The organism is Aureimonas ureilytica DSM 18598 = NBRC 106430, from assembly GCF_000382705.1.
GTDB lineage: Bacteria > Pseudomonadota > Alphaproteobacteria > Rhizobiales > Rhizobiaceae > Aureimonas > Aureimonas ureilytica.
In genome coordinates, this window is record NZ_ARQE01000003.1 from 546283 (window position 1) to 569840 (window position 23558).

Below are 23558 nucleotides of genomic sequence, written 5' to 3' on the forward strand. Positions count from 1 at the left end.
GCGCACTTTGCCAAAGCGTTGCACGTCCTCAGTTGGTGGCGGCGTTCCACAACGCGTTCTTGAGGTCGATGAGCGGCGGGTTGGGCAGGACGGGAGGCGGCTGGCGTCCCGCCACCCCCGGAGGCGCCAGGATGGAGAAGCGGATCTCGCCGTCCGTGTAGTAGCGGTCCCCTTCGCCATTGCGACCGTTCAAGGTCAAGCCGACGCCCGTCACCTCGTAGACCTCCGCAACACGCCCGGTCCTGGCAAGATCGGCCGCCAACTCGTCACGCATCGCATCGACGTCCGGAGAGATGGCATGGGTCACGGCACCCGTGTAATGGCTGAACCCGACGCCGACATCGAACGAGGCGGATCCGAGCCAGACAGGTCGGCCCTCCGCCCCGGCTGACAGGACATTCCAGAAACGCACATGCTGGCGCCGGTCTGCGCTCAGTCCGACCGCCTTCTCGAAGGCGAGGTCCTGTTGTCGCCTTTGGTAGAACAGCGGACTTACGGGCGCATCGCGATAAGCGCGGTCGAGAACCACGCTACCGACGATCTCGATGCTGGTGCGAAGCGTCACGGGATCGGCCGGCGTCCAACCTGCGGCTGCCATGGCCGTCACGAGTTCGCTCCGGGATCCGACGACGCCGACGTTGAGAGGATCGCCCGACAGCCCGTCCGCCGTACGCGTCACCATCTCCAAGCCGTTCAGCGCGGTCTGATGCTCGTAGTGGCGCAGCGCGAACGGCAGGACGAGATACGCCATGCAGGCCCACGCGACGGCACTTCCGCCGACGGCAAGCGCTAGGCGTCGCAGGACCATGCGCCCTCGTCGAACGATACGGCACCCTGGGTGCTGCTTCGGCCCGTCCGGTCGACCACATTCCACACCCGAAATCGACCGACCGGGTGCCATCCCTTTCGCACGATCGGCACTACGAAACGAGCCTCCTGTAGCAGACCATCAGCCATCGACCCTTCGGAGACAACACGCGTGTTTCTGTAACTTCCCTCAACAGGACAGCGCCGGTCGCCGCACAAGGCTACGCATCCTCCTCGATGTCGATCTGCGCGATACGCTGGGCGCTGTCGTTGTAGCGTGAAGCCACGAAGTGACCAACGGCAACGGCCGCCACGCACAGGACCACCGACAGGGCAACGTTCAGCATGGCGCGGGGGACGGCACCGGCCCGCAGGAGATCGAGCGTCTGAAGGCTGAACGAGGAGAAGGTGGTGAAGCCACCGCAGAGGCCGATCATCACGAACAGACGAAGGTTCTCCGAAGCCGGGAAACGGCCCGAAGCGAGCGTGAGCGTCCCGAACAGGCCGATCGCGAAGGAGCCCGCGATGTTGATGAGGATCGTGCCCCAGGGCAGGTCGCGGCTGATCGGCAGGGCGACAACCGAGATGGCGTAGCGCAGGAACGTGACGAGCGCACCGCCCAGCATGACGATGACGCAACTGGTGAAGGACATGCGGGTCTCCTATCGACATGGGTTCGCATGCTCGGAGAAATCCAAGCATGCGCCGCGGTTTCGATAGGAGTCATCAGCCCGACGCGGGCGGTTGTGGGGGAACCCCATCCCCGTAGCGATGAGACGGTAACGCGCTCTCGCGAGGTTGGGAAGTCACCGCTCCCACCCTTCCGTGCGCATCAAAGCCTGCGCCTCCGGTGTGACCAGGAATTCGGCGAACTCCTTCGCCTGCGGATCGGCGTCCGGAGCGACCGCAATGTTCAGGTCGCGCCAGATGCGGCGGTCCGTCTCGATCGGCACGGCGTCGAGCACGTCGGCCTTCGTCACCGTCCAGTCCGGCCACGTGATCCAGGCGTCCGCATCGAGATCCCCGAACGCCTTGAAGCTGGCGCCAGAGCCGGTGGAGAAGCTGACGATGTTGCGGCGGAAGCGCTCGATGTCCGACAGCCTGCCGAGACGGCCCGCCACGTCCTCCCAGGTTCCGGTGCCCGACGTGTTGGCGACGCCCGACCCTTCCGTGACGACAATCCGCATGCCGTCCTTCAGGAGGTCCTCGAAGCCCTGGATCCCCTTCGGATTGCCTTTCTTCACCGCGATCACGGTGGGACGGACGTAGATCGGCTGAACTTGGGTCGACGAGAAGGTCTTGTAGGTCTGGAGGAAGGCCGTCATCGACTGCTCGGACGTGCCCCAGATGATGTCGGCATCACCCTGGGCCTTCTTCGACCACGTGCCCTCCGGGCCGGCGGTGATCTCGACCTTGTTCCCGGTCTGCCGCATCCAAAGGTCGGCGACCTTCTGGAACGCCGTGTTGGGTCCGCCCGCACCGTAGAGGCGAACGACGCCGTCCTTCGGCTCGTGCCGGATGGTGGGATCGAACAGTTCGGTGTCGGCGGCCTGCGCGAAAGCGCATGCGGCAAGCACGGCGCCGGCAGCAAGAAGTGGAAGGCGGAACATCGGAACTCCTGGCGGTTTGCGTCGGGTGGTGGGTGCCCCAAAGACCGGGCGGTTCAAGAAAGGGACGCTGCCCGCCGGAGTTTATTCCGCGAGACGCACCCGAGATTTTTGCCAATCGCACGGGAATAAGGGATCGTCGGCAGCGTCTCGGCATGGTCAGCAATCTCCGACGTCGAGGACGAACACCCATGAAGACCCTTCTCGCCACCGCGGCCATGGCCGTGATCACGGCAACCGCAGCCCATGCCGGCCCTGCCGCCGACATGGCGCAGGCCCGCATCGCATCGATCGCCAAGGGGGACACCGCCGCAGTCGCAGGCGCCTACGGTGACGGCGCGACCCTTCATTGGGTAGGCGGCCCGCTCGACGGCACCTACAAGGGTTCCGAGATCAAGGCGGTCTGGGAGAAGTTCGCCAAGGCCCAGCCGAACCTGACCGCGAACGTCATGGGCGTCTCGGAGGCGATGAACCCGAAGGGTGCGACCGTCACCGCGAACGTCGTGTTCGCGGGCAAGGACAAGATTCCCGTGCGCTACGTCATGCTGTTCCGCGACGGCAAGCTTGCCGACGAGATCTGGCAGGTCGACCCGGCGCTCGCGAAGTAAGGCCGGGAAGCGAGGGCCGCCATGAGCGAGGATGAGATCGCACGGTTGGTGGAACCGCTGATCCCGGGGCTGCGGCGCTATGCCTACGCCCTAGTGCGGGACGCCACAGCCGCCGACGATCTCGTCCAGGACTGTTTGGAGCGCGTCGTCGGGCGCTGGCACCTGCGCCGCCCCGACGGCGACCTGCGCGCCTGGATCTACGCCATCCTGCGCAACCTTCACCTGTCGGCTCTGCGCCAGGGCCGCCGGCGCGGCGAGCACGTCGGGCTCGACGACATGGCCGAGCCGCCCGGAGTCGATGGCGGCCAGTTGGGCAAGGCCGAGTTCCGCGACGTCCTCGCCGGCCTAGAGACGCTCAGCGAGGAGCACCGCACGGTGCTTCTTCTCGTCGGCGTCGAAGACCTGAGCTACGAGGAGACCGCCAAGGTCACGGGACTGCCGATCGGAACCGTGATGTCGCGCCTGTCGCGTGCCCGGGAGCGCTTGCGCTCTTATCTCGACCATGGCGCGAGGCCGAACCTCAGGAGGGTCAAGTGAACCCGATCGATCTTCCCGTCGGCGAGGACGACCTCCAGGCCTATCTCGACGGGCGTCTCGGTGCCGAACGCGTCGAAGCGGTGGAACGCTATCTCGTGGACCACCCTGCGATCGCCGCCGACCTGGAGCGGGATCGCAGGCTGCTCGCCGAGTTGCGCGACCGCCTTGGGCCCAAGGCCGCCGAACCCATCCCGGCTCGCCTTCGCATCTCCAGCATCCGCGCCGGGGTGCGCCGTCGCCGGCTGCTTCATCTACGGTCGGTCGCGGCCGTCTGCGCCTGGCTCGCACTCGGCGGGCTCGGGGGCTGGATGGCGAACGGCATCCTCGGCGCCCCGAACGCCGAACCCGTCCGCACCGCCCGCATGGCGGACGACGCGATCGCGGCCTACCGCACCTTCGTGGTCGAGGTCGTCCATCCCGTCGAGGTCAGGGCCGACGAGGGAGCCCATCTCGTGGGCTGGCTGTCGAAGCGGCTGCGAACGCCGATCACCGTCCCAGACCTTACCCGGCTCGGCTACCGCCTGATGGGCGGCCGCCTTCTGCCGGGTCGTTCCGGTCCGGCCGCGATGCTGATGTACGACGATGACGCGGGCACGCGGCTGACGCTGTACGTCAAGACGGATGAGACGGAGGAGACGTCGTTCCAGTTCGTCGAGGAGGACGGCGTATCCGCCTTCCTGTGGCGCGACCGCGGCCTTGGCTATGTCGTGACGGCCGCGACAGCCCGCGAGGCGTTGATGCCGGTCGCCCGGCTCGTCTACGACGAACTGGAGCGACCGCCGGAGCCCAAGCCCGCGAACCAGCTTTGAGGAGCGCCCGTGACGCTGGAACAGCTTCGCATCTTCGTCGCGGTCGCCGAGCGCCAACACGTGACCGAGGCGGCGCGGTCGTTGAACCTCACGCAGTCGGCCACGAGCTCGGCGCTGGCCGCGCTGGAGAGCCGTCACGGCGTCCGTCTGTTCGACCGGGTCGGGCGCGGCATCGAGTTGACCGAGGCGGGACGGTTGTTCCTCCCGGAAGCGCGCTCGGTCCTCGCACGGGCCGCGGAGGCGGCCAAGGCACTCGACGATCTGACCGACCTTCGGCGCGGGCATGTCGCGCTGGCAGCCAGCCAGACGGTCGCCAACCACTGGCTTCCACCTCGCATGCGGCACTTCCGCGAACGCCATCCCGGCATCACCCTCTCCCTGCGGATCGCCAACACACTGGAGGTCAGCGAGGCGGTGGCCGCCGGGGATGCCGATCTCGGCTTCGTCGAGGACGAACTGCGCGATCCGCGTCTGCGCACGACCCGTGTCGCCGACGACCGGCTCGTTCTCGTCGCATCCCCAGGTGCTGAATCGCCCAAGGGCGCCCCGCCACGCGTCCCGGAGCTTGCAGGGGTGAGATGGGTCATGCGCGAGCCCGGATCCGGCACGCGTAGCATTCTGGAAGACGCGCTGCGGGGCGCGGGCATCGATCCCGCCGCATTGTCGGTCGATCTCGAACTCCCGTCCAACGAGGCCGTGCGATCAGCCATCGAGGCCGGCGGCGTCGTGGGCGTCCTGCCGCTCGCAGTGGCTCAGCCGGGACTGCGGAGCCGGACGCTGATCGAGATCGCCTTTGCGCTTCCCGCTCGCGGCTTCCATGCGGTGGAGATGAAGGAGCGCAGCCTCAGCCGAGCGGCATCGGCGTTCCTGCACGAGCTTCGAAACGACCATCCGGGTCCGGGCGCGTGACAGGCAACCAGAAGACGGGGCTGGATCGTCTCGTCATGCACATGGCCGCATCGGCCGGGATGCCGACCCTCTTCAATCCCTACGCCGACACGGACCCGGCGGTCGATGTTCCGGATGCCGCTTCGATCCGCTGCCGCAACCTTCGGCGATACCTCCATGCGTTTGCCGGACGGGACGGCATCGACCTATGGCTCGGTGAAGCGCCTTCGAGGTTCGGAGCCCGGCGCACGGGCGTGCCCTTCACGGGCGAAGGCCGACTGGTCGACCTCTCCTCGCGCCTTGCCATCGCACCGTTCGAGATCGCCACGACGGCCGACGCCTCCGCCGCACCGCCGTCCGGCACCTCGCGCCAGATCTGGGATGCACTGCCGGAACGGCTGCCCCTGTTCTGGAACGCGGTGATGCACCACCCGCACCGGACGGGGATACCCGTGCGCAACCGAACGCCGTCCCGGTCCGAGATCACTAGGTCTCGGGACACACTGGCGCTTCTCGTCGAAGCCATCCGACCCCGTCGCATCCTCGCCATCGGTCGAGTGGCGGAAGGCGCGAGCGAAGGGTTCGGCGTACCGGTCACCTACGTCCGCCATCCCGCCCAGGGCGGTGCGGCAAAGTTCCAGGCTGGCGCGGCTGCGTTTCGTTCTGAAGGGTCGTGACGACAGTCGGTTCTTGGCTGTGTCGGGAAGGACGCTCGCCAGCCCCGCCCGCATTCCTTCAGGGCGGGTTCCGAGGGCATGATCGGGTCAGCACAAAGGTGGATCAGCCGGCCTTGAGGCAGGGAGCGACGAAGAGGTCGCCGCGCCACGCGCCCCGGACCGTGCGCACCGCCACGATCGACCAAACCACGGCCAGAAGTGCGACCAGCGCCACGCCGAAGCCGTGGATCGCGGGAATGGGCAGGATGGTGCCGAGCTTCAGCGTCGTCACGGCGTAGACGCCGATCGGGAACGTGTAACCCCACCAGCCTAGATTGAACGGCAGGCCTTCCCTGACGTAGCGGACCGTGACCAGCGTCGCGATGGCGAGCCACCACAGGCCGTAGCCCCAGAGAAGCAGGCCGCCGACGAGGCCAACGCCCTCCATCGTCGCCCCGAAGCGGTCCAGCCCGTTGGCGGCGAGGATCGCGGGGGCGGCTCCGCCCAGCGTCATCAGGCCAAGCGCGCCGGTGCCGATGGGGCCGAGCGCCAGCCAACTCGACGAGGCCATGGATGCGTGCGGCAGCTTATGGACGGCGAGCCGCAGAACGAGCACGACGAGGACGCTCATCGCGATCGGTACCGACAGGGCCCAGAGCGCGTAGGACAGCGTGAGGACGAGGAGCTGGCTCTGCGGGTCGGCGAGATGGGGTGCAAGCAGCCCGCCCGACACCGCGGCGACCTCGGCCGCCACCATCGGCAGAAGCCAGACCGCGGTCATCTGGTCGATCGAGTGGCTTTGGCGCGTGAACATCATGTAGGGGATCGCGATCCCGCAGGCCGCCGCCATTGCGACGTCGATCCACCAGAGCGTCTCGGCGATCCCGACCGCGGCGGAGCCGAAGCGCGGTAGTCCGAAGACGAGGAAACCGTTGATGATGGTGGCGAGCCCCATCGGAATGCAGCCGAAGAACATCGACACGACGGAATGGCCGAAGATGCGCTTGGCCCCGTCGAAGAAGAAGATCCAGCGGGCGGCGTAGAGCGCGGTGAACAGGGCGAAGAGCCCGATGTTCAGCATCCACAGCCCTTCCCCGATCGCATGGAGGACCGGGACCGCGGTCCCGAACTGCGCGAGCGCGATGGCCAGGATGCCCGTCCCCATGGTGGCGGCGAACCAGTTCGGGGTGAACTGGCGCACCACCTCGCGGGGGCTGTCGAGGCGCGACAGCGGGTGGAGGCCGAGCGAGACGGCACGCATCTGTTCGAAGGTCATGGGCGGAGGTCCTTTTTCTGCTCAGACCATGCGCGGCGGCGACGGATTCATCCAACGCGTTGTTCCGGTCTTTCCGATCGGTTGCATCGATCGGTTGCTTCCAGCGTCGGACCGGCAGCGGCGGACGCGCTCTCGGCTCCGCGTCGCGGAAAAAAGTCGCGACGTCGGGAATGAAAGCGTTCGCCGAGCGTCTTCCCTTCCAGCCCGTGCTCGGAGGAAACGCCAGCCCCATGTTGAAGACGCTCCTCCTCGCCCTCGCCTTCGCCGGGATGTCATTGACTTCGGCCGAAGCGCAGGACGCTCGTGCCCATCAGCATGCGACGATGGCACCAGCCTCGCCCGACGGCTCGCCCTATGCGCAAGCGACCGCGGCGGCGATGGAGACGATGCACGCAGGCATGATGTCGGCGCCGGTGACCGGCGACCCCGATCATGACTTCCTGTCCCAGATGATCCCGCATCATCAGGGTGCGATCGACATGGCGAAGGCTGTCCTCGGATCGACCGAGGACCCGGCGATCCGCAACCTCGCCCAGTCCATCATCACCGAACAGACCTACGAGATCACGCTGATGCGCTCGATGCTTGCCGCATCAGCCGACACCGCGAAACCCGTTCCGGAGACGACCCCATGACCCGCACCGCCATCCTCGCCGCCGCGCTCGTCGTCTCGACATCGGCCTTCGCGCTGCCTGCCGCCTCCGATCGCGTCTATACCGCCGACCAGAACTCCAACACGGTGTCTGTCATCGACCCCGTCGGGAACACGTTGCTCGGCCAGATCCGCCTCGGCAATCCACGCCCGGACGTTCTGAGCCCGCTCTACAAGGGCGAGGTCAACGTCCACGGCCTCGGGTTCTCGCCGGACCACAAGACGCTCGTCGTCGTCTCGACCGTCACGAACTCCGTCACCTTCATCGATACGGCGACCAACGCGGTGAAGGGCACGACCTATGTCGGGCGCAACCCGCACGAGGCCTTCTTCACGCCGGACGGCGCGCAAGTCTGGGCGACGGTGCGCGGGGAGGACTACCTCTCGGTGATCGATGCCGCGACCTTCAAGGAAACAGGTCGCATCCCGACGACGAGCGGTCCGGGCATGACGAAGTTCTCCCGCGACGGCAAGTTCGCCTTCGTCGCGAACTCGTTCAATCCGGTGCTGGAGGTCTTCGACGTCGCGAGCCACGCGCTCGTCAAGCGCATTCCTGTCGTCTCGCCCTTCGTGCCCTTCGTGCAGGTCAGCCCCGACGGCAGCGACGTCTGGCTGACGCACAAGGACGTCGGCAAGGTCACGCGCGTCGATGCTAGGACGCTCGAGGTGAAGGAGGTCATCGACAGCGGGCCGATCTCCAACCATCTCGGCTTCGGCACGGTAAACGGGGAGACGCTGGTCTATGTCACGATCGGCGGCGAGAACGTCGTGAAGGTCTACAAGCCCGGAGAGAAGACAGAACTCGTCGCAACCATTCCGGTGGGCGCCCTGCCCCACGGCATCTGGGGATCCGACGACGGCAGCCGTATCTTCGTTGGGCTCGAGAATGACGATCGGGTCGATGTGATCGACACGGCCGAGCAGAAGGTCGTCGCCGAGATCCCGATCGGACAGGCCCCGCAGGCGCTCGTCTTCGTGCCGGGCGCGGTCCCGGATGGTGCGGGCACCGAGAACCTTGTGCCGCTGAAGGCGGGTCCGGAGAACCTAACGCTTTCGCTGAAGGCGCCTGAGGGGGCCACTGGCTCCGGGATGGTCGTGTCGCGCAATCTCGGGCTCGTCGACGCGATCGATGTCAGCGTCGCCAAGCTGAAGCCGATGACGGAGTACGGCGTCTTCTTCGAAGGACAGGACGAGCCCGTCGTGGTGCTGAAGACCAACGACAAGGGAGCCGGCATGGCCTCCAGCATCGGCCCGGTGCGCACGCTTGCCGTCCCGGGGGAGCCGACGGCGGGGGAGGAGCCGCGGCTGGTCGTGGTCGAGGGTCTGAAAGCCACCGCCGCCCCGGTCCTCAGCAGCCGCTAGAAGGGTGGACCAGCATTGCATCGCTAGCGAAGCGTCATCCACAGGACGACGCAGACCGCCAGCAACGAACCTGCGATGAGAAGCCATGTCAGACCCGAGCCTACGGTCGATCGGGACGCGCCTCTGGCTGCGGCCTTCCGATCTTCAATTTGGGCTAGCTCCTTCATCTCGAGCCCCTCCGGATCTTCCCAGCCGTCTGGTTTGCTCATGACAGTTCCCCTCATCATACGGTCCGCAGGTCTCCAACCCACCGCATCTCGGTCGGCGCTTTTCTCTGCCCAAGCCAACCGGATGCGTTGAGTTGTAATTGTCAGAGCCCGAGAGCTTAGCCGACGCTGACCGAGACGCGATGCCATGAATTGGCGAGGTAGCCCTTCCAGTTCCAGATCCTCGCGATGTCCTCGGGTTGCGAACCGCCGACCTCGTCGAAGGAACGGACGGCGAGCTGGTGCTGACCGGCCGGCAGGTCGAGGACAACGGACCAGAAGACCCACGCCCATTGAGTATCGGCCCGCTTGTCGATGGCGGCCTCGTGCCAGTTCTCGCCACCGTCGTAGGAGACCTCGACCTTCGCGACGCCATTTTGCGTCCCGATCGCGTAACCCTCGATTGTCGTCGTTCCCGGCCTCAATGTTGCCCCGGCCGCCGGCATGCAGATCGCGGAATTCAGCGGCATGTCGTTGATGACGACGTTCGGGTCCTTGTCGGCCGTCTCCTTCGTCGTCGTCGGGGGAAAGAGCCGATACTCCTTGCGCTGGATCGGGGTATCGGCCTCTTCGTCCTGCACCATGATGGAGGCCAACCATTTGGGGCTGCGCGTTCCCGCATAGCCGGGTACCACGACGCGTAGGGGAAAGCCGTGCTCGGCCATCAACGGCTCGCCGTTCATGGCCCATGCGAGGAGCACGTCCGGCGTCATCGCCTTCTCGAGCGGGATCGAAACGCCGTAGTCGAAGCGGTCATCCTTCATGACCACCTCGTCGTGAGCGGAGAAGGCGACGTGCAACCCGCTACCGTCTTCGACGCCGGCAGCGCTCAGGACGTCGGCAAGTGAAACGCCTGTCCACTCCGCATTGCCGATCGCTCCGGGACCCCAGAGATCACCCTCGACATACCCGACGTCGACCATGTCGGCCCGGCGGTTGCCGGCGCACTGCATGACGGCCATCACCTTGCGCTCGGGAAAGCGTGACTTGAGATCCGAGAGCGACAGCTCGATGGGCGCTCTCACCTTGCCGCCGATCGTCAGCCTGTAGCCCGCCTCCTCGATCGTCGGCACGGTGCCGTGGTCGCGGATATAGAACTCGGCCTGGGGCGTGACGAAGGCGGACCGGAGCTTGGCGATCGGCGTCTCGGCGTTCAGGGGAAGCTTGCTGTGGACGAGCAAGTCGCTGGAAGGCTCGGAGGGTGCCGCCATGGTCGCCGACGCCGAAGCGGCGGAAGCGGGCCATGTCGTACGAGCCACTGCGATGGAACTTGCCCCCTGGAGCACGGCGCGTCTTGTGAGCATGGTGACATCTCCGAGGGCGCAGGAAACTGCGTCAGGAGAGAGCAACATTCCCTTCGCCTACCAGTTCCCCGTTGGCGTATCTCGCGACGCACGAGGCCCGCGTTGACAATGCTCGCGGCGATCACGTAGACGTCATGAACGGCAATGGATTCTGCCGGGCCTCGCGCCGAACCGCTCCCCGATGGGCTGATGACTCCTACTCCACCCGCAACACACGCGGGCGAGTAGTCATGTCCGGCCCGTGTTTCCCGACACTCCGTCTGATCGCTCCGCCCTCATCCGGAGCCAGACCATGCCGCCCAACGCCCTCGCCAACCGAACCCTACAGGCGTTCGCTCTCGCCCGATGGGTGCTCTTCGTCCTGCCGATGGCGGCCGCCGTCGGTTCGGCCTGCGCCTTGTTCCTGTGGGCGCTCGACGTCGCGACGCGCACGCGCTTCGACAACCCGGTGCTCCTCTACTGGCTGCCCGTCGGCGGTCTTGCGGTCGGCCTCGTCTACCACTGGTTCGGCCGCTCGGCCGAGAGCGGCAACAACCTGATCGTCGAGCAGATCCACGAGCCCGGCGCGGGCGTGCCCTTGCGCATGGCGCCGCTGATCCTTGTCTCGACGGTCGCCACGCACCTGTTCGGCGGCTCTGCCGGACGCGAGGGCACGGCGGTCCAGCTCGGCGGGAGCTTGGCCTCCGGCTTCGGCAAAGCTTTGCGCCTCGAGTTGGGCGAGGTTCGCCTCCTGCTCATGGCCGGCATCGCGGCGGGCTTCGGTGCGGTGTTCGGCACCCCCATCGCCGGGGCGGTGTTCGCGCTCGAGGTGCTGACCGTCGGTCGCATCCAGTACGAGGCGCTGGTGCCCTGTCTCGTCGCGGCAGTGGTCGGAGATTGGGTCTGCCTCCAATGGGGGATCGAGCACACCCACTTCCTGATCGGGTTCGGTGCCGACGGGCCAGGGTTCCGGCTCGATATCCTCTTGTTCGCCCAAGTTGCGATCGCGGGCGTCGCGTTCGGGCTCGTCAGCCAGTTCTTCGCCGAAAGCCTTCACGCCGTGCAGGGGCTGGTGAAGCGCGTCGTGCCGTTCGCGCCGCTGCGCCCTGTCCTCGGCGGTCTTGTCCTGATCGCGCTGGTCCATGCGCTCGGCACCCGCGAGTATCTCGGCCTAGGGGTCTGGTCGCCGAACCCGGCCGACGTGACGATCTCCGGCTTCTTCGATCCCGCCCGTTCCGATGCGTGGGCCTGGGCCTGGAAGCTTCTGTTCACGGTCGTCACGCTCGGCTGCGGGTTCAAGGGCGGCGAGGTCACACCCCTGTTCTTCATCGGCGCCGGCCTCGGGGCATCGATCGGCCACACGATCGGTGCGCCGGTCGACCTCTTCGCCGGGATCGGCTTTGTCGCCGTATTCGCAGGCGCCTCCAACACGCCGATCGCCTGTACCATCATGGGCATCGAACTCTTCGGCGCCGACAACGCCGTCTACATCGCGACCGGATGCTTCCTCGCCTACGTCTTCAGCGGCCATTCAGGCATCTACCTGTCCCAGCGCGTCGGGGTGCCGAAGCTCGACCACGGCTTCGTGCCCCCCGACGTGTCGCTGCGCGAGGTGCGCGCCCTGCCGCGTCCCCGCCCGAACGTGTCGCTGCCCCGCCGACGCGCCCGTCCGGGTGTCGTCGTTCCGATCGTCTCTTATGCCACCGAAGGAACCACCATGACCGACACCCACTACCTCATCCCGAGCGACGTCGGGATGCTGCGCATCTACCTGAGGCCACGCGACAAGGCGCCGGGATCGGGGCGCTTCGCCTCCTGGGGCGCCAAGCCGCTCTATCGTGAACTCGTGCTCCTGGCGAAGAAGGCGGGCATCGTGAACGCGGTCGCCCACCACACGCACTACGGCTTCAGCAACCACGGCCCCGTGCAGCCCGAGGGTAGCGAGACGCCGAACCCCGAGCTGACGATGTGCGTCGAGCTGGTCGGCCATCGGCCGGACCTCGAGGCGTTCTGCCGACATCACGGCGCGCTGCTGCGCGACAAGGTGATCGTGTTCAAGCATATCGAGCGCTGGACGGTCGGGGCGGGCGACGGCGCGCTCGAGGAGAAGACGCCGGCCCCCGAGACCGACGACGTGGCCGTCGCCCGCGTCGGATAGCGTGTTCCGCAACGAAGTCCCCGTCTCAAAAGAGGAGTCACATCATGAAACTCGCTCTTGCCTCCTGGCAGTTCTGGGCACTGTGTTCGGCGGGGTTCGCCGCCCTGACCGCGATTCTCGCCAAAGTCGGCGTCGCCAACATCGATTCCGATTTCGCGACGCTGATCCGCACCGTGGTGATCCTGTTCGTTCTTGCCGGCATCCTGGCCGTTACCGGGCGTCTGCAATGGCCGGGGGCGGTGTCGGGACGGACCTACCTGTTCCTGGTCCTTTCCGGGCTGGCCACGGGCGGCTCGTGGCTCTGCTACTTCCGCGCCCTGAAGATGGGCGATGCGGCCCGCGTCGCACCGATCGACAAGCTGAGTGTCGTTCTGGTGGCGATCCTCGGCGCACTGTTCCTCGGCGAACGGCTATCTGGCCCGAACTGGTTGGGCGTCGGGCTCATCGCGGCGGGGGCCGTGCTGGTCGCGTACCACGGGTGATGCTTCCGTTGCTGCAATTGAGTTGATGTCAGGTAGTCGACCGACACTCCCTTAAATTGGGCAGGAAGCTTTTTACTCAGATGCGTCACTGAGAGGTACGTTACGCTGACTAAAATCCGGCGTCCGCGTCATACTGATGGTGTGCGACATTAACCGGACCGCTTGTCAACAATTTGCGGCGTAGAAGGACGTTGCACGGACGACCGGCAGATGCCCCCTGGCGAAGCCGACGCAGGACTCAGAGCACCGGAGCGGCCGGCACGGCTGCGGGAGTTCTCGGCTGCGAGACCGGTTCTCGGGGTAGCCGCAGGAGCGCCGCCGCAGACAGGCGCGGGACCGACTGCCCCCGGCGAGCAGGCAATAGTCCCGTGAGGGGCCTCCCCCGTCCCGCCGGCCCCTAGGCGGGGCGCTGCCCGGCACGAGGGCGGCGGGGACCGCGAGGACGTGCCCGAGGCCGTCTGAAGAGGCCGGAGCGTTCTGGAGGCTTCTGTGCGAGCCGCCAGAACGACGAAGTGAGGTTGGGCGGCACATTCCTACCCCTTGAAACTTCCGTCGCTCTTAAGGGCCTTCCTGCGAGCCGCGAGAGCGGTGAGTCCTTGCCGGGCGGCATCGGACCACCCCGTCGAGTCCTTGCGGCGAGAGGGTGCCGGGCGGCCGTTTCAGATGCCCGCCAGACTGCGCTTGCCCATCCCGCGAACAGCGAACCCCCCGGCGAGGGTTTCGCTCCCCTCGACGGGTTCACCGGACACCGCGGCGAGAAGGCATCGGCCGCGGGCGCGCCAGTCCGACAGGCAGCGCTCCGGGGCGCGGTCGGCGGCGACGAATAGGCGCCGCCATGCCGACAGGTCGTCGTCGGCGAGCGTGACGAAAACCGCCTGTAAGGCGTCGTCGCGTGCCACCGTGAGGTCCCGGCCAAGGACCGCGCACCACGGCTCGCCCGGCTGGCGGGTCCGCCGCCACGGCCGGCCGGAGGTAGTGGCCTCGGCCTCACTACCGGCGAGGGTCCATGCGCGGAGGCGGTCGTCGTAGATGACCCACTCCGCAGCGGTGCGTCCGGCGGCACGCTCGCGGGTGTACCGCCGGAGCGCGACGGCATCCCGGCGAGATTCGAGGATGGCGGTCGCGCCGGTCACGTCGGCCGCCGCTCGTAGTCGTCGGCCGGGGCCGGGACGTCGGGCTGCGCGACGACGGTTGCCGCTTTCGGGTCTCGCTCCAACTCGACCTTCCCGAGCTTGCGGAAGGCCGGGAGCGAGGCCGTCACCTCCTCGCGGGCGGACTTGGCGAGTTCCGCCCGCTGGTCGTCGTCCAAGTGCGAGGCGACGAAAGCCCGGAGGTCGGGGTCCAGCTTGCGCAGCGCAGCCACGTCGCCGGCGGCGGCGGACAAGAGGACATCGGCCTCGCGGGTCTCGCTGCGCACCGCGCGGAGTTTCGTCGCGGTGTCGGCGACGGAACCGGACTCGGCTGCCCAGGCTGCCGCGACGGCGGGCGGCGGGACGTAGCCTGCGAGGTCGACGCCCTGGCGCTGGCACTCCGTCCAGAGTCTGGCCTGCGCTTCCGGAGGCCATGGACCATCGAGCTCAAGGGTGCTGCCCCAATCCTCGGCGGCCTTGCTCGCGAGGGCGCGCAGCGCGGCGTCACTGACCGGCCCGACGAGGTCCACGTGGTCGCCGGAGTCCAAGAGGCGGCTGCGTCCGCCGAGGCCGACGCGGACCCCGGCAGGCGACTCCACCACGTCGGCGAATCCGCGGCGCCTCCAGCGATCGGCGAGACTGATCGCCTCGTCCTCGGGCATGCTGCCCTTGCGGCGGCCCTTGCCCGGCTTCTTCGCCGCAGCGGTGCGCGCGAGGCGGTCGATGCCGTAGCCCGTCGACTCGCCGATGGCCTCGGCGAGGGCGGCGGCAGCCGGGCTGCGCGCCCCCCAGACGGTCACGGTGCCGGACTCGTCGTCGCTCTCGACCCATGCGCCGTCGCGGAGCAGCGCGCGGGTGCGGCGCGGGTCGCGCACATCGACCATGTAGAGCGCGGCTGCCGTGTCGGGCGCGAAGTCCGCGTCGGGGAAGCGGTCGCGGAGGATTCCGAGCTTGTAGTCCTGCTGGTGTGGGGCCTTCGTCTTGCGGTCGGGAGCGCGGGCGAATCCGCGTGCTTTCAAGGCCATGTCCATCTCCGTTCGGGTGAGTTCGTTGTCCAGCTTCTGGGTCTCGCGGATTCCCGCGACGACGGCGGTTCGTCGATCATGTCGATGCCGCGTTCGGACCGCGGCCATGCGGCGCTCGCCCATGGGCGGCTCGGGGGTCCGGGGATCGCCGCGGGCCGCATAGCTCCGGTGGTCCGCGCGCCGCTTAGAACCAGCGGCGCGAAGGTGCGCGTTGATGACCCCGGCGATGCGCTCGCGCTCGCGCGTCAGGGCATCACCTCGGGCGCCGCCGCCGTGGCTCCCGCCGGACGTCAGGAGGGCGTTGACGGCCTCGTTGCGTTTCGCCGCGAATCCGGTCGGGGACGCGGGGTCGAGCTTGCGGACCGTGAGGAGCATGTGGACGTGCGGCTGCTCGCCGCGATCGGCTGCACGCGGCTCGTGGAGGGCCACGTCGGCTACGGCCCCGACCGCGAGATAGGGTTCCGCAACGTCGGCGATGAACGCGCCCCACGCGCTGCGCGGAAGGTCCCGGGGGATCGCGACTTGGAGTTCGCGGGCGGTCTGGGCATCGCGGCGGCGCTCGGCGAGTTCGACGCGCGACCAGAGCTGTTCGCGGTCGAAGACCCAGGCGGGCGCCTCGGCGGGAGCCATGACGTAGGAATCAGTTACGGCGCGCTTGCGGGAGTAGTCCCACACCTGACCGGTGCGGGCGTCCGTCAGGCGGGCGGCGGCACGGTAGGCGGCGGCCGCGACCGCGCTCTTGCCGCGCGATCGCTGGATGACCGACGCCCGGATGTGGCACAGGGCCTCGTGGTCGCGGAGCGAGGTCATGGCGCCGCTTCGCGAAGATCGAGCCTACGGAGAAGCCCCTCGCCGGCCTGCGAGGCCGGGGTGAGCCACAGGCCGGCGGTGCCGACCTTCAGTGCGATGCGATCGCCATGCGCGATCGCGCGGACCCCGAACGATGCCAAGGACTCGTCCATCGACCGGACCATGTACCCGTGCCCGAGGCGCCAGTTGTACGTCAGGAGGTAGACGGCGCTGGGCCTCGGCTCGTTGTGCATGGACGCGATGCGGTTGCCGACGAGCGAAGGCAGCCCCGCCGCCATGAGCTCGGAGTAGGTCGGCCCGGTCAGGTACGTCGCGCCGGGACGTAGGGCGAGCATCCCCTCGGCCGTCCATTCCGGCGCTGCGGGGGCGGGCGGCATGGGCGCGGACATCGCCTCGATCGGCACGAGCTTGCCCCGGAAGACGTAGTCGGCGGCGCTCGTGGGCGGTGCGGTCATGAGGACTGCGGCAGCGAGGAGGAGCGCTGCTCTCATCGGTTGCCCCCTGCACCGTAGTCCAGCGCCGCGAGCGTGGCGTAGAGCCTCGCGCAACGAACGCGGTACTCGGGGTCTACGACGGCTGCGGCCGTCTGCACGTATGTTGCGGCCTCGGCGAGGTCGTCCGCGCTCGCGGTGCCGGAGGCCAGGAGGTCCGCCTGGTACTCGCAGGCGAGCGCGTAGCGCGACCGGGCCGCGTCCTCAAGTCTCGTCAGAATGTCGTCCATGTCGTCCCTCCACGCCGGCGACGGGGAGGACCAGCCCCGCAGGGCGCGACGTTCGCAGAACGTATAATCGCGCCCTTCGGGTTCTCCCGGTTTCCCCACGCAGAGCGTCAGGCGCCGATTTGCGCGACGCAAGCCGACGCCGAACCATGGCTGTCGGGCGCTCCGCGTGGGTGCCTGCGGGCCGCACGAAACCTCGCAAAACTGGCGGTTGGCCCGCTCGGAGCGGAAGAGTTTTCCGATCCGCGCTTCGGATTCCGCCGGCGGCGATGAGTCGATCGGCACGAACGGGAGGACACCGCATGGCACTCGACCTCAACCGGCTCGCGCAGAAGAAGGCGCGCCTCGAAGCGGCCCTCGCCAGCGCGGACACCGCGCTCCGGGAAGCTCGCCGCCGCGACGACACGAGGCGCAAGGTCGTCCTCGGCGGCGCCTTGCTCGCGGCGCTGCGCGACGGCACTGCGCCGGACTGGATTCTGTCGGCGCTGGTTGGTCGGATGCAGCCGCGGGACGCGGCCTTGTTCGCCGACATGGCGAGAGGTCCCGTGCCCGAGTTCGAGGGGGCGGGACAGTGAGCCCGGCTGACCTCCTGAAGGAACCGCCCGCGACGGACGTGGGGTGGCGGATCGTCACCACCATCCTGCCGCTGTCGTCGGACACCACGGCGTTCGCGACCGTCGTCCGCTACCTCTCGGCCGGCCTGCTCGTCGTCGCCTGCGGCGTTCTCTCCTACGCCCTGCTGTCCATGGTCCTGCGCGCGGCCGAGCGCGGCGAGGCGCTGTCCGAGCGCCAGTCGGGTGCGGCGGCGATGATCCGCGTCGTCCTGGGCCTCGGGTGCCTCGTGCCGGTCGCGGGCGGCCTGTCCGTCGTCCACTACGTGCTGCGGGACGGGTTCGCGCGGCCGGGCCTCAACATGGCGAACGCGGCCGCCGCCGGCGCGGCGGAGTACGTGCTGCGCGACGGGCATCCGCTCTCGCCCGTGTCGGCGAACGGCCGGGACGTCGTGCTCGCGGTGATCGAGTCCGAGGTCTGCGCGCAGGCCTATGCCGCCGCGCGGGCGAACCAGATGATCGAGGGCGACGGGGCGGCGGTGCTGCCCCCGCCGGCCGGCATGGATGTCGTCTCGCCGGCTCGTGCAAGCTGGTTCCCGTGGGGCGAGGACCAGCCCGCGCGGGTGACGGGCTACGCGTGGTCGTGGGGTCCGGCCTGCGGGTCGCTGTCGCTGTCGACGGCGGACGCGTTCGGCGCCGGAGAGTTCGGTCACGCGCGGCGTGCGGCGGTCGCCGCGGTAATCTCGGAGGCCCGCGCGATGGCGTGGATTCCGCGGCTCGCGGAGGCGGTCAAGACGCTGTCCGAGACCCATGTCGCGGGGCCGGACGCGGAGACGGCCTACGCGCGGCTCGGCTACCTTCGAGAGGGCGTCGATGCCGCGCTGCGCGAGGCCGGCGAGCGCTACGACCGGGGCCTGTCGGCGGTGGCCGCCAAGCTCTCGAACGGCGACGACGGCGACATGCGCACGCTCGTCCTCCGGGACATCGAGGAGCGGGGCTGGTACGCGCTTGGGAGCTACTACCGGACCTTGGCGCACTCGTCGCTCGTGTCCGCCGAGGCCGTCGCCGAACGCGCGGAACGCACCAAGCCGGACCCTGCGGCGTGGGAGACGCTGGACGGGGCGGTCGGAACTGCCCTTGCGACGTTGGACGGCCAGCTACGGCGTGGAACCGCGCTCGCCGCCCTCTCGACGAGCGAGGCGCTGACGGGGGACGCGGCGCAGGGAAGCAACCTCCTGTCGGCGGTCGTGGAGTCGATCACACTGCCCGTCACCGACTACCTGACGGGGTACGACGGCGTGCGCGTCGATCCCATGGGGGACCTGATGTCGCTCGGGTCCCTGCTGCTCGTGTCTGGGCAGGCAGCCTGGGCCACGGCGCTTGTCGCCTATAGCGGCAGCGCGGTGTTCGGCGGGATCGGCGGCGGCCTGCTCGACTTCGTGATGCTGGCTGGCTGGCCGCTGATCGCGGGCGCCGTCGTCGTCGGGGCGATGCTCTGCTACCTCGTGCCGCTCGTCCCGTTCATCTACATGACGTTCGCGCTGGCCGCATGGGCGTGGGAGGTCGTGAAATCGGCGATCGCGGTTCCGATATGGGCTTTCCTACACGTGAGGCTGGACGAGCCGGAGCTCGTCGGACAGGCGCAGCGTCAGGGCTACGTCTCCCTGCTGGTCGGCGTGATGCTCCGACCGATCGTGACCGTCGGCGCCTTCGTCGCCATGCACATGATGAACGCGGTGATCCTCAACGCCTTCCTGGAAGGCTACAACGCCGCCTTCAAGTCCTCGCAGGCGGGCCAGACGATCGGGGCGGTCGGGGTGATCGTGTCCGTCGTCGTGATGCTCTACGTCCAGTGGTCCATCATCCAGTGGTCGTACCGGATGGTCACGCAGATGCCCGCCAAGGTCGCCGAGTTCATCGGCTACAGCGCCTCGTCGTGGGGCGACGACGACGCCGGGAACACGGTCGTCGCCGGGGTCACGGGCGGCGCCCGCCACGTTCCGAAGCCGGGCGGCGGAGGGTCCGGCAGGACGGGCGGCGGGTCAGAGGACGGCGGGCACGGCGCGAAGGCCGGGATGAAGCTCGGGGCGAAGGCTGCGGCGACGGCGGCCGGCGGCCCCGGAGCGGCGGCCTAGGTGCTCGAGGACGCGGCAGACATGCGAAAGGGCGCCCCATGCGGGCGCCCTTCGTCGTTCCCGGCGAACCCTGCCGGCCTTAGCCGTAGAGGGCCTTCCAGACGGCGTAGACCACGACGGGGGCGCTCAGGAGCATGACGGGCGGCAGGGCCATCAGCCCCATGACCGCCAGCGCGCGGACCCAGCGGCTGCGGATGCCTGCGGTGATCTGGATGGCTGCCTGTCCCATGGTCGTTTCCTCGATCTGCTGGCCGCCCCGGCGGCCGTTCCGGCCTCGACCAGCGGCATCCCGGCCGGGGGTAGCTGCCTCGCCGACGTGTCGGCGACGCTCGCGCTTGGGCATCGGCGCCCGCGACCGAGGATGCCGTAGAGGCGTTACGGAACGGCGTCCAGGCGGCTTAGGATTCGATCGGATCGGGCTTGCTGACAGCAGGCAACGCGGCCCTGCGCTCGCGCTGGGATAGGGTCTGGGCCTCCGCGGTGTAGTGCCACGCGGCGATCCCGCCGACCATCCACCAGCCAGACTCCATCGCGTCATTCATGCTGCCCGTCCAGAACAGGAGGCCGCCGTAGGCGAGCGCGACGGTCCCGCCGAGGTAGCCCGCGGCGAGGACGAGGCGCCGCGTCCAGGGGCGGCGGTGGAGGGCGTTGGTCAGGACGATCGGCAGCATGGGGGGCCTCCTTGGTGGTCGAGAGACCAGCGTGCGGCGCGGCCGTTCGGGCGTCCAGGTCAGACTTCGTCGGCGAGGATTCCCGCCAGTCTCCATGCGACGGTGATGGCCTCGTGGCAACGCCGCCCGAGCGCGAGGTCGTCGTCCGAGGCTCCGGCCTCGTCGCGCAGCTTGAGATACGCGTCCTCGGCTTCGCGCATCTCCTGCCAGAGCGATTTCCGCAGATCGGAGTACGTGGTCATGAGCATCCTCCTGCGGCGAGCGCCGGATCGCGATGGACGAGCATCCAGGCATCGCGCGCGGCCCGCGCCATCGCGGCGCCGATCGTGTCCTCGATCGCGTCGGCCAGAGGCGGCATGTCGCCGCCCGGAACGACGGCCAGACCCTTCTCCACCGTCGCCCGCCAGCCGCTCGTCGTTGGTGCAACGGTGAGGAGCAGCCTCGGCCGCTCGCGGCCGGAGCCGTCGTCGTCCGCGTCGGCCTCGCGCGGGTCGGCGGCACCGACCATCGCGGCGCTCCACTCGCCGCCGGTCTCGTGCGTCCAGTGCGTGAGACGGAGGTCGGTGCGCACCGCGACGCCGAGGGCGACGGCGGCTGCCGCGGCATGGACGGGCGCCTGGCCGTAGCGGATGGCCAGCGCTTGGCGGATGACGGCGTCGAGTTGGTCGTCAGTCATCACATCACCCCTTCGAGAAGCGGCGTCCCGACCGGGGTCGTCTCCGCCTGGCCGCTGTGGAGCGACCAGCCCCGGCGGAGGTGCGTGGCGAGGGCCGCCCTCGCAGCCATCGGGGCGCCGGCGGACGCGAGATCCGCCAGTCGCTCGTACCCGGTCTCGGCCAGCCGGGCGGTCTCGTGGTCGGGCAGCGGCACGGTTCCGGCTTCGGCGCAGGCGCGCTCGTAGCCGGGGCGGTCGATGTACCTGAGGAGGTCTGCCGGCTTCGTCATCGTGCCGCCTCCTGCTCGCCCTGCTCCCACATGTCGGCGGCGAGGTCGCGCGGCTCCCAGAGGTAGCGACGGTAGAGGTCCATCTTCGCCGCGATGTCGTCGGCCCGGCTCACGACCGACACCGTGCCCGGCTGCCCGGCGGGCGGGTAGAACATCGCGACCGCCTCGCCGTCGTCCACGCACAGGTGGACGGTCCAGCCGCGCGGCACGCCGGCGACGTGCTCGACGGCGATGCCGGTCATCGTGTGGGGGTACGCGTCCGACCAGTAGCGCGCGTCCCGGGAGCGCAGGTTCACGCGCATCCAGTCGGACAGGCTGTCCCACTTGTCGGCATAGGGCGGCCGCTCGCCCTCGCCCGAGGGCGTCAAATCTCTCTCGATGTCCATAAGGGTCTCTCCGGGGAACCGCTCCCCACCAAGCCGCCGCGGTCGTCGCGGCGGCTTGGTGGGGAGCGGCGGGCCGTAGCCCGCCGGCGCCTAGCGCGCCTCCAAGGCCGCCTCGATCACCTCGTGGAAGATGCCGGCGAGCACAAACTCGTTCAGCCGCTTCCCGGCACCTGGTGCTTCGTCCCCGACCTCCTCGAACATGAGGGCGTACAGCCGTTCGACATGTTCCGATGCCATCGACCCTACCGCGGCCTCGACGGCCTCTCTGTCGCGCTGGGCCACCAGGACGTTCACGCGCGCCTGGAAGGTGTCCTCGTAGAGCGCCGCATCTGCGGGGGTCAGTTCCGAGAGGAAGCCCGCCTCGGCCAAGGCCGCGCGGAGTTCGGGCTGGTACGTCTCGTCCTCACAGTACGCGGCGTTGGAGGGGTCGAAGCCCTCTTCGTCGTAGCAAGCCGAAACCCATTCCTCGGCATCGCGCCCGGCCATTTCCGAGGCGGTCGTGTCGAGCCACTCCTCGCGCCAAGCTGCGTTCACGTAGCCAAGGTCGACGTCGGCGATAGCCGCTTCCAATGCCTGTCGGGCCTCCTCCCGCGACACGCCGAAGCGGGCCGCGAGCTTGTCGGCTTCGTCGGATGCATCACCGTCGAACTCGAACTGGACGAACTCCTCGACCGACGAGAAGCGGTCGTTGACGTAGGTTCGTCCGTTGGCATGCACGTCATCGTGCGCGGACAACGCGTATGCTGCCGCTACCTTCTCGATCGTCTTTTCCATGGGTCTCTCCGGGGAACCGCTCCCCACCAAGCCGCCGGGCCGATGACCGGCGGCTTGGTGGAAGGCGGCGGGCTGTGGCCCGCCGGGGTCGTCGTCAGGCGGCGGCTTCGGCAGCGGATCGCTGGCGGTAGGTCCCGACCTCAATGCCGAAGCGCGCTACGAGGTCATGGTCATGAGCCTCGTAGGTGCCCTCGGGCATCCGCACGGCCACGAAATCACCCTCCTGGCGCTGGCGGTCGGGCACCCGTTCGACGGTGACTGGCTCCCCTCCGATCTCCGAGAGCTGGCGCGCGGCATCGGCGATCGCGTCCTCGTCGTCGAATTGGTCCGACTGGACGTGCACCGTGCCGCCGAGCGTCAGGAGCAGGACAGGAGCGAACTCGCTGTGCAGTTCCGCGACATGCGCCGCGTCGATCTCCTCGTCGGTGATCTCGGCGGAGACGCGGTAGAATTCGCGGATGGTGGGCGCGTCGTTGCGGGCGTTGATGGCCCCGGACGCGATGCCGTCCCGGATGGCCTGCCTTAGGTCGTGGACCTGGGTGATGGTGGTCTGCTGCTCGTCCATGCTGCCTCTTGTCGGGGTGCGAGTGGTGCCGTCTTGGCCGTCCCTCTCCGGGCCGTCGCAATGCGCGGCGGCCGGGAGAAGGGCGGGCATGGTGCCCGCCCGGATCGTCAGGCGCCCTCGACCGCGAAGAACCGCTCCACCGTCTCGGCGTCGGCATGCTGCTCCGCGAACTCACGGGCCCCCTCGACGGTGATGGGGATCAGGCCTTCGCCGCCCTGTAGGCCGCCACTCACCCGCTCGGCCCATCGGGACCGCGCGCCACCTTCCCCAGCGAGGAAGAAGCGGCCTCCGGACGTGCGGTAGAGCGTGGTGTCCTCGTACTCGAAGTCGCGGGGGTAGCCGCGTTCGTAGCGGCAGACTGCCTCGGCCTTGGTCGTGTCGTAGCGCAGTCCGCCGACGACCTTCTTGATGCCCATAGTGTGCCTCCTTGTGGCTGGTTCGAGGGTTCTGGCCGTCCCTCTCCGAGCCGTCGCGCTGCGCGGCAGCCGGGAGAGGGGCGGGCTGGGTGCCCGCCCAG

Annotated in this window: 29 protein-coding genes and 2 riboswitches; of the genes, 11 read left to right on the forward strand and 18 right to left on the reverse strand. The window is 68.7% G+C overall.

The annotated features are described in order from the left end of the window. Window positions 1-28: 28 nt before the first annotated feature. From B146_RS0109770 to B146_RS0109780, 3 genes are all read right to left on the reverse strand, one after another. Window positions 29-751 (reverse strand): LssY C-terminal domain-containing protein, encoded by a 723-nt coding sequence (locus B146_RS0109770; protein WP_019996256.1) that lies wholly within the window; start codon window positions 749-751, stop codon window positions 29-31. Between the two features lie 277 nt (window positions 752-1028). Further along, window positions 1029-1460 (reverse strand): fluoride efflux transporter CrcB, encoded by a 432-nt coding sequence (gene crcB, locus B146_RS0109775; protein WP_019996257.1) that lies wholly within the window; start codon window positions 1458-1460, stop codon window positions 1029-1031. A 57-nt stretch (window positions 1461-1517) separates the two neighbouring features. Then, window positions 1518-1581: riboswitch (Fluoride riboswitch) on the reverse strand. A 32-nt stretch (window positions 1582-1613) separates the two neighbouring features. Then, window positions 1614-2417, reverse strand: a complete 804-nt coding sequence (locus tag B146_RS0109780) for a substrate-binding domain-containing protein (protein WP_019996258.1) — start codon at window positions 2415-2417, stop codon at window positions 1614-1616. Window positions 2418-2605: 188 nt separating this feature from the next. Between B146_RS0109780 and B146_RS0109785 the strand changes: the two genes are divergently transcribed. The 5 genes from B146_RS0109785 to B146_RS0109805 are packed head-to-tail and all read left to right on the forward strand — an operon-like array spanning window position 2606 to window position 5933. Beyond that, window positions 2606-3022 (forward strand): nuclear transport factor 2-like protein, encoded by a 417-nt coding sequence (locus B146_RS0109785; RefSeq protein ID WP_019996259.1) that lies wholly within the window; start codon window positions 2606-2608, stop codon window positions 3020-3022. Between the two features lie 21 nt (window positions 3023-3043). Further along, window positions 3044-3559 (forward strand): RNA polymerase sigma factor, encoded by a 516-nt coding sequence (locus B146_RS0109790; protein ID WP_019996260.1) that lies wholly within the window; start codon window positions 3044-3046, stop codon window positions 3557-3559. Next, window positions 3556-4368, forward strand: a complete 813-nt coding sequence (locus tag B146_RS0109795; protein ID WP_019996261.1) for an anti-sigma factor family protein — start codon at window positions 3556-3558, stop codon at window positions 4366-4368. The genes B146_RS0109790 and B146_RS0109795 overlap by 4 nt, the downstream gene beginning before the upstream one ends. A gap of 9 nt (window positions 4369-4377) precedes the next feature. Beyond that, window positions 4378-5277 carry a LysR family transcriptional regulator gene (locus B146_RS0109800; RefSeq protein WP_019996262.1) on the forward strand — a complete coding sequence of 300 codons (900 nt, stop codon included), beginning with the start codon at window positions 4378-4380 and terminating at the stop codon, window positions 5275-5277. After that, window positions 5274-5933: a uracil-DNA glycosylase gene (locus B146_RS0109805; RefSeq protein ID WP_019996263.1), complete on the forward strand. Its 660-nt coding sequence runs from the start codon at window positions 5274-5276 to the stop codon at window positions 5931-5933. Before B146_RS0109800 ends, B146_RS0109805 begins: the two co-directional genes overlap by 4 nt. Window positions 5934-6036: 103 nt before the next feature. Here B146_RS0109805 and B146_RS0109810 read toward each other — a convergent pair whose 3' ends face one another. After that, window positions 6037-7188, reverse strand: coding sequence for a TDT family transporter (locus B146_RS0109810; RefSeq protein WP_019996264.1), 1152 nt, complete (start codon window positions 7186-7188; stop codon window positions 6037-6039). A 170-nt stretch (window positions 7189-7358) separates the two neighbouring features. On the opposite strand from B146_RS0109810, the gene B146_RS0109815 reads away from it, so the two are divergent. Further along, window positions 7359-7823: a DUF305 domain-containing protein gene (locus tag B146_RS0109815; protein WP_019996265.1), complete on the forward strand. Its 465-nt coding sequence runs from the start codon at window positions 7359-7361 to the stop codon at window positions 7821-7823. Continuing rightward, a complete protein-coding gene (locus tag B146_RS0109820; RefSeq protein WP_019996266.1) occupies window positions 7820-9202 on the forward strand; it encodes a YncE family protein in 1383 nt (460 codons plus the stop codon). The genes B146_RS0109815 and B146_RS0109820 overlap by 4 nt, the downstream gene beginning before the upstream one ends. Before the next feature lie 325 nt (window positions 9203-9527). On the opposite strand, the gene B146_RS0109830 is transcribed toward B146_RS0109820, so the two are convergent. After that, window positions 9528-10619, reverse strand: a complete 1092-nt coding sequence (locus tag B146_RS0109830) for a molybdopterin-dependent oxidoreductase (RefSeq protein WP_026358493.1) — start codon at window positions 10617-10619, stop codon at window positions 9528-9530. A 224-nt stretch (window positions 10620-10843) separates the two neighbouring features. Next, window positions 10844-10918, forward strand: a riboswitch (Fluoride riboswitch). A gap of 86 nt (window positions 10919-11004) precedes the next feature. On the opposite strand from B146_RS0109830, the gene B146_RS25630 reads away from it, so the two are divergent. Then, on the forward strand, window positions 11005-12849 hold the full coding sequence (locus tag B146_RS25630) for a DUF190 domain-containing protein (protein ID WP_019996269.1): 1845 nt from the start codon (window positions 11005-11007) through the stop codon (window positions 12847-12849). A 44-nt stretch (window positions 12850-12893) separates the two neighbouring features. Beyond that, window positions 12894-13331 carry an EamA family transporter gene (locus tag B146_RS0109840; RefSeq protein ID WP_019996270.1) on the forward strand — a complete coding sequence of 146 codons (438 nt, stop codon included), beginning with the start codon at window positions 12894-12896 and terminating at the stop codon, window positions 13329-13331. Between the two features lie 659 nt (window positions 13332-13990). On the opposite strand, the gene B146_RS0109845 is transcribed toward B146_RS0109840, so the two are convergent. From B146_RS0109845 to B146_RS0109860, 4 genes are read right to left on the reverse strand one after another with little or no spacing between them, the layout of a single operon-like run. Next, window positions 13991-14464 (reverse strand): hypothetical protein, encoded by a 474-nt coding sequence (locus tag B146_RS0109845; protein ID WP_019996271.1) that lies wholly within the window; start codon window positions 14462-14464, stop codon window positions 13991-13993. Further along, window positions 14461-16296 (reverse strand): MobA/MobL family protein, encoded by a 1836-nt coding sequence (locus tag B146_RS27695; protein WP_051091530.1) that lies wholly within the window; start codon window positions 16294-16296, stop codon window positions 14461-14463. Before B146_RS27695 ends, B146_RS0109845 begins: the two co-directional genes overlap by 4 nt. Continuing rightward, window positions 16293-16787 (reverse strand): hypothetical protein, encoded by a 495-nt coding sequence (locus tag B146_RS0109855; protein WP_026358495.1) that lies wholly within the window; start codon window positions 16785-16787, stop codon window positions 16293-16295. The genes B146_RS27695 and B146_RS0109855 overlap by 4 nt, the downstream gene beginning before the upstream one ends. Continuing rightward, window positions 16784-17017 (reverse strand): hypothetical protein, encoded by a 234-nt coding sequence (locus B146_RS0109860; protein ID WP_019996273.1) that lies wholly within the window; start codon window positions 17015-17017, stop codon window positions 16784-16786. The genes B146_RS0109855 and B146_RS0109860 overlap by 4 nt, the downstream gene beginning before the upstream one ends. A gap of 299 nt (window positions 17018-17316) precedes the next feature. On the opposite strand from B146_RS0109860, the gene B146_RS29365 reads away from it, so the two are divergent. Continuing rightward, window positions 17317-17589: a hypothetical protein gene (locus B146_RS29365; RefSeq protein WP_019996274.1), complete on the forward strand. Its 273-nt coding sequence runs from the start codon at window positions 17317-17319 to the stop codon at window positions 17587-17589. Then, window positions 17586-19700, forward strand: a complete 2115-nt coding sequence (locus tag B146_RS0109870; RefSeq protein WP_019996275.1) for a DotA/TraY family protein — start codon at window positions 17586-17588, stop codon at window positions 19698-19700. Before B146_RS29365 ends, B146_RS0109870 begins: the two co-directional genes overlap by 4 nt. 79 nt (window positions 19701-19779) lie before the next feature. Here the strand turns inward: B146_RS0109870 and B146_RS28985 are convergent, their stop codons facing one another. The 9 genes from B146_RS28985 to B146_RS25640 form a co-directional block, all read right to left on the reverse strand. After that, window positions 19780-19929, reverse strand: coding sequence for a hypothetical protein (locus B146_RS28985; protein WP_019996276.1), 150 nt, complete (start codon window positions 19927-19929; stop codon window positions 19780-19782). Between the two features lie 169 nt (window positions 19930-20098). Next, window positions 20099-20371 carry a hypothetical protein gene (locus tag B146_RS0109880; RefSeq protein WP_019996277.1) on the reverse strand — a complete coding sequence of 91 codons (273 nt, stop codon included), beginning with the start codon at window positions 20369-20371 and terminating at the stop codon, window positions 20099-20101. A 59-nt stretch (window positions 20372-20430) separates the two neighbouring features. Beyond that, window positions 20431-20613, reverse strand: a complete 183-nt coding sequence (locus tag B146_RS0109885) for a hypothetical protein (protein ID WP_019996278.1) — start codon at window positions 20611-20613, stop codon at window positions 20431-20433. Beyond that, window positions 20610-21047, reverse strand: coding sequence for a hypothetical protein (locus B146_RS0109890; protein WP_019996279.1), 438 nt, complete (start codon window positions 21045-21047; stop codon window positions 20610-20612). Before B146_RS0109890 ends, B146_RS0109885 begins: the two co-directional genes overlap by 4 nt. Beyond that, a complete protein-coding gene (locus tag B146_RS0109895; RefSeq protein WP_019996280.1) occupies window positions 21047-21316 on the reverse strand; it encodes a hypothetical protein in 270 nt (89 codons plus the stop codon). The genes B146_RS0109890 and B146_RS0109895 overlap by 1 nt, the downstream gene beginning before the upstream one ends. After that, the gene (locus B146_RS0109905; protein WP_019996281.1) at window positions 21313-21702 is read right to left on the reverse strand and encodes a hypothetical protein; all 390 of its coding nucleotides are present in this window, start codon (window positions 21700-21702) and stop codon (window positions 21313-21315) included. Before B146_RS0109905 ends, B146_RS0109895 begins: the two co-directional genes overlap by 4 nt. Window positions 21703-21792: 90 nt before the next feature. After that, window positions 21793-22476, reverse strand: coding sequence for a hypothetical protein (locus B146_RS0109910; RefSeq protein WP_019996282.1), 684 nt, complete (start codon window positions 22474-22476; stop codon window positions 21793-21795). A gap of 94 nt (window positions 22477-22570) precedes the next feature. Then, a complete protein-coding gene (locus B146_RS0109915) occupies window positions 22571-23041 on the reverse strand; it encodes a hypothetical protein (RefSeq protein ID WP_019996283.1) in 471 nt (156 codons plus the stop codon). Between the two features lie 107 nt (window positions 23042-23148). Next, window positions 23149-23457, reverse strand: a complete 309-nt coding sequence (locus tag B146_RS25640; protein WP_019996284.1) for a hypothetical protein — start codon at window positions 23455-23457, stop codon at window positions 23149-23151. Window positions 23458-23558 lie beyond the last annotated feature (101 nt).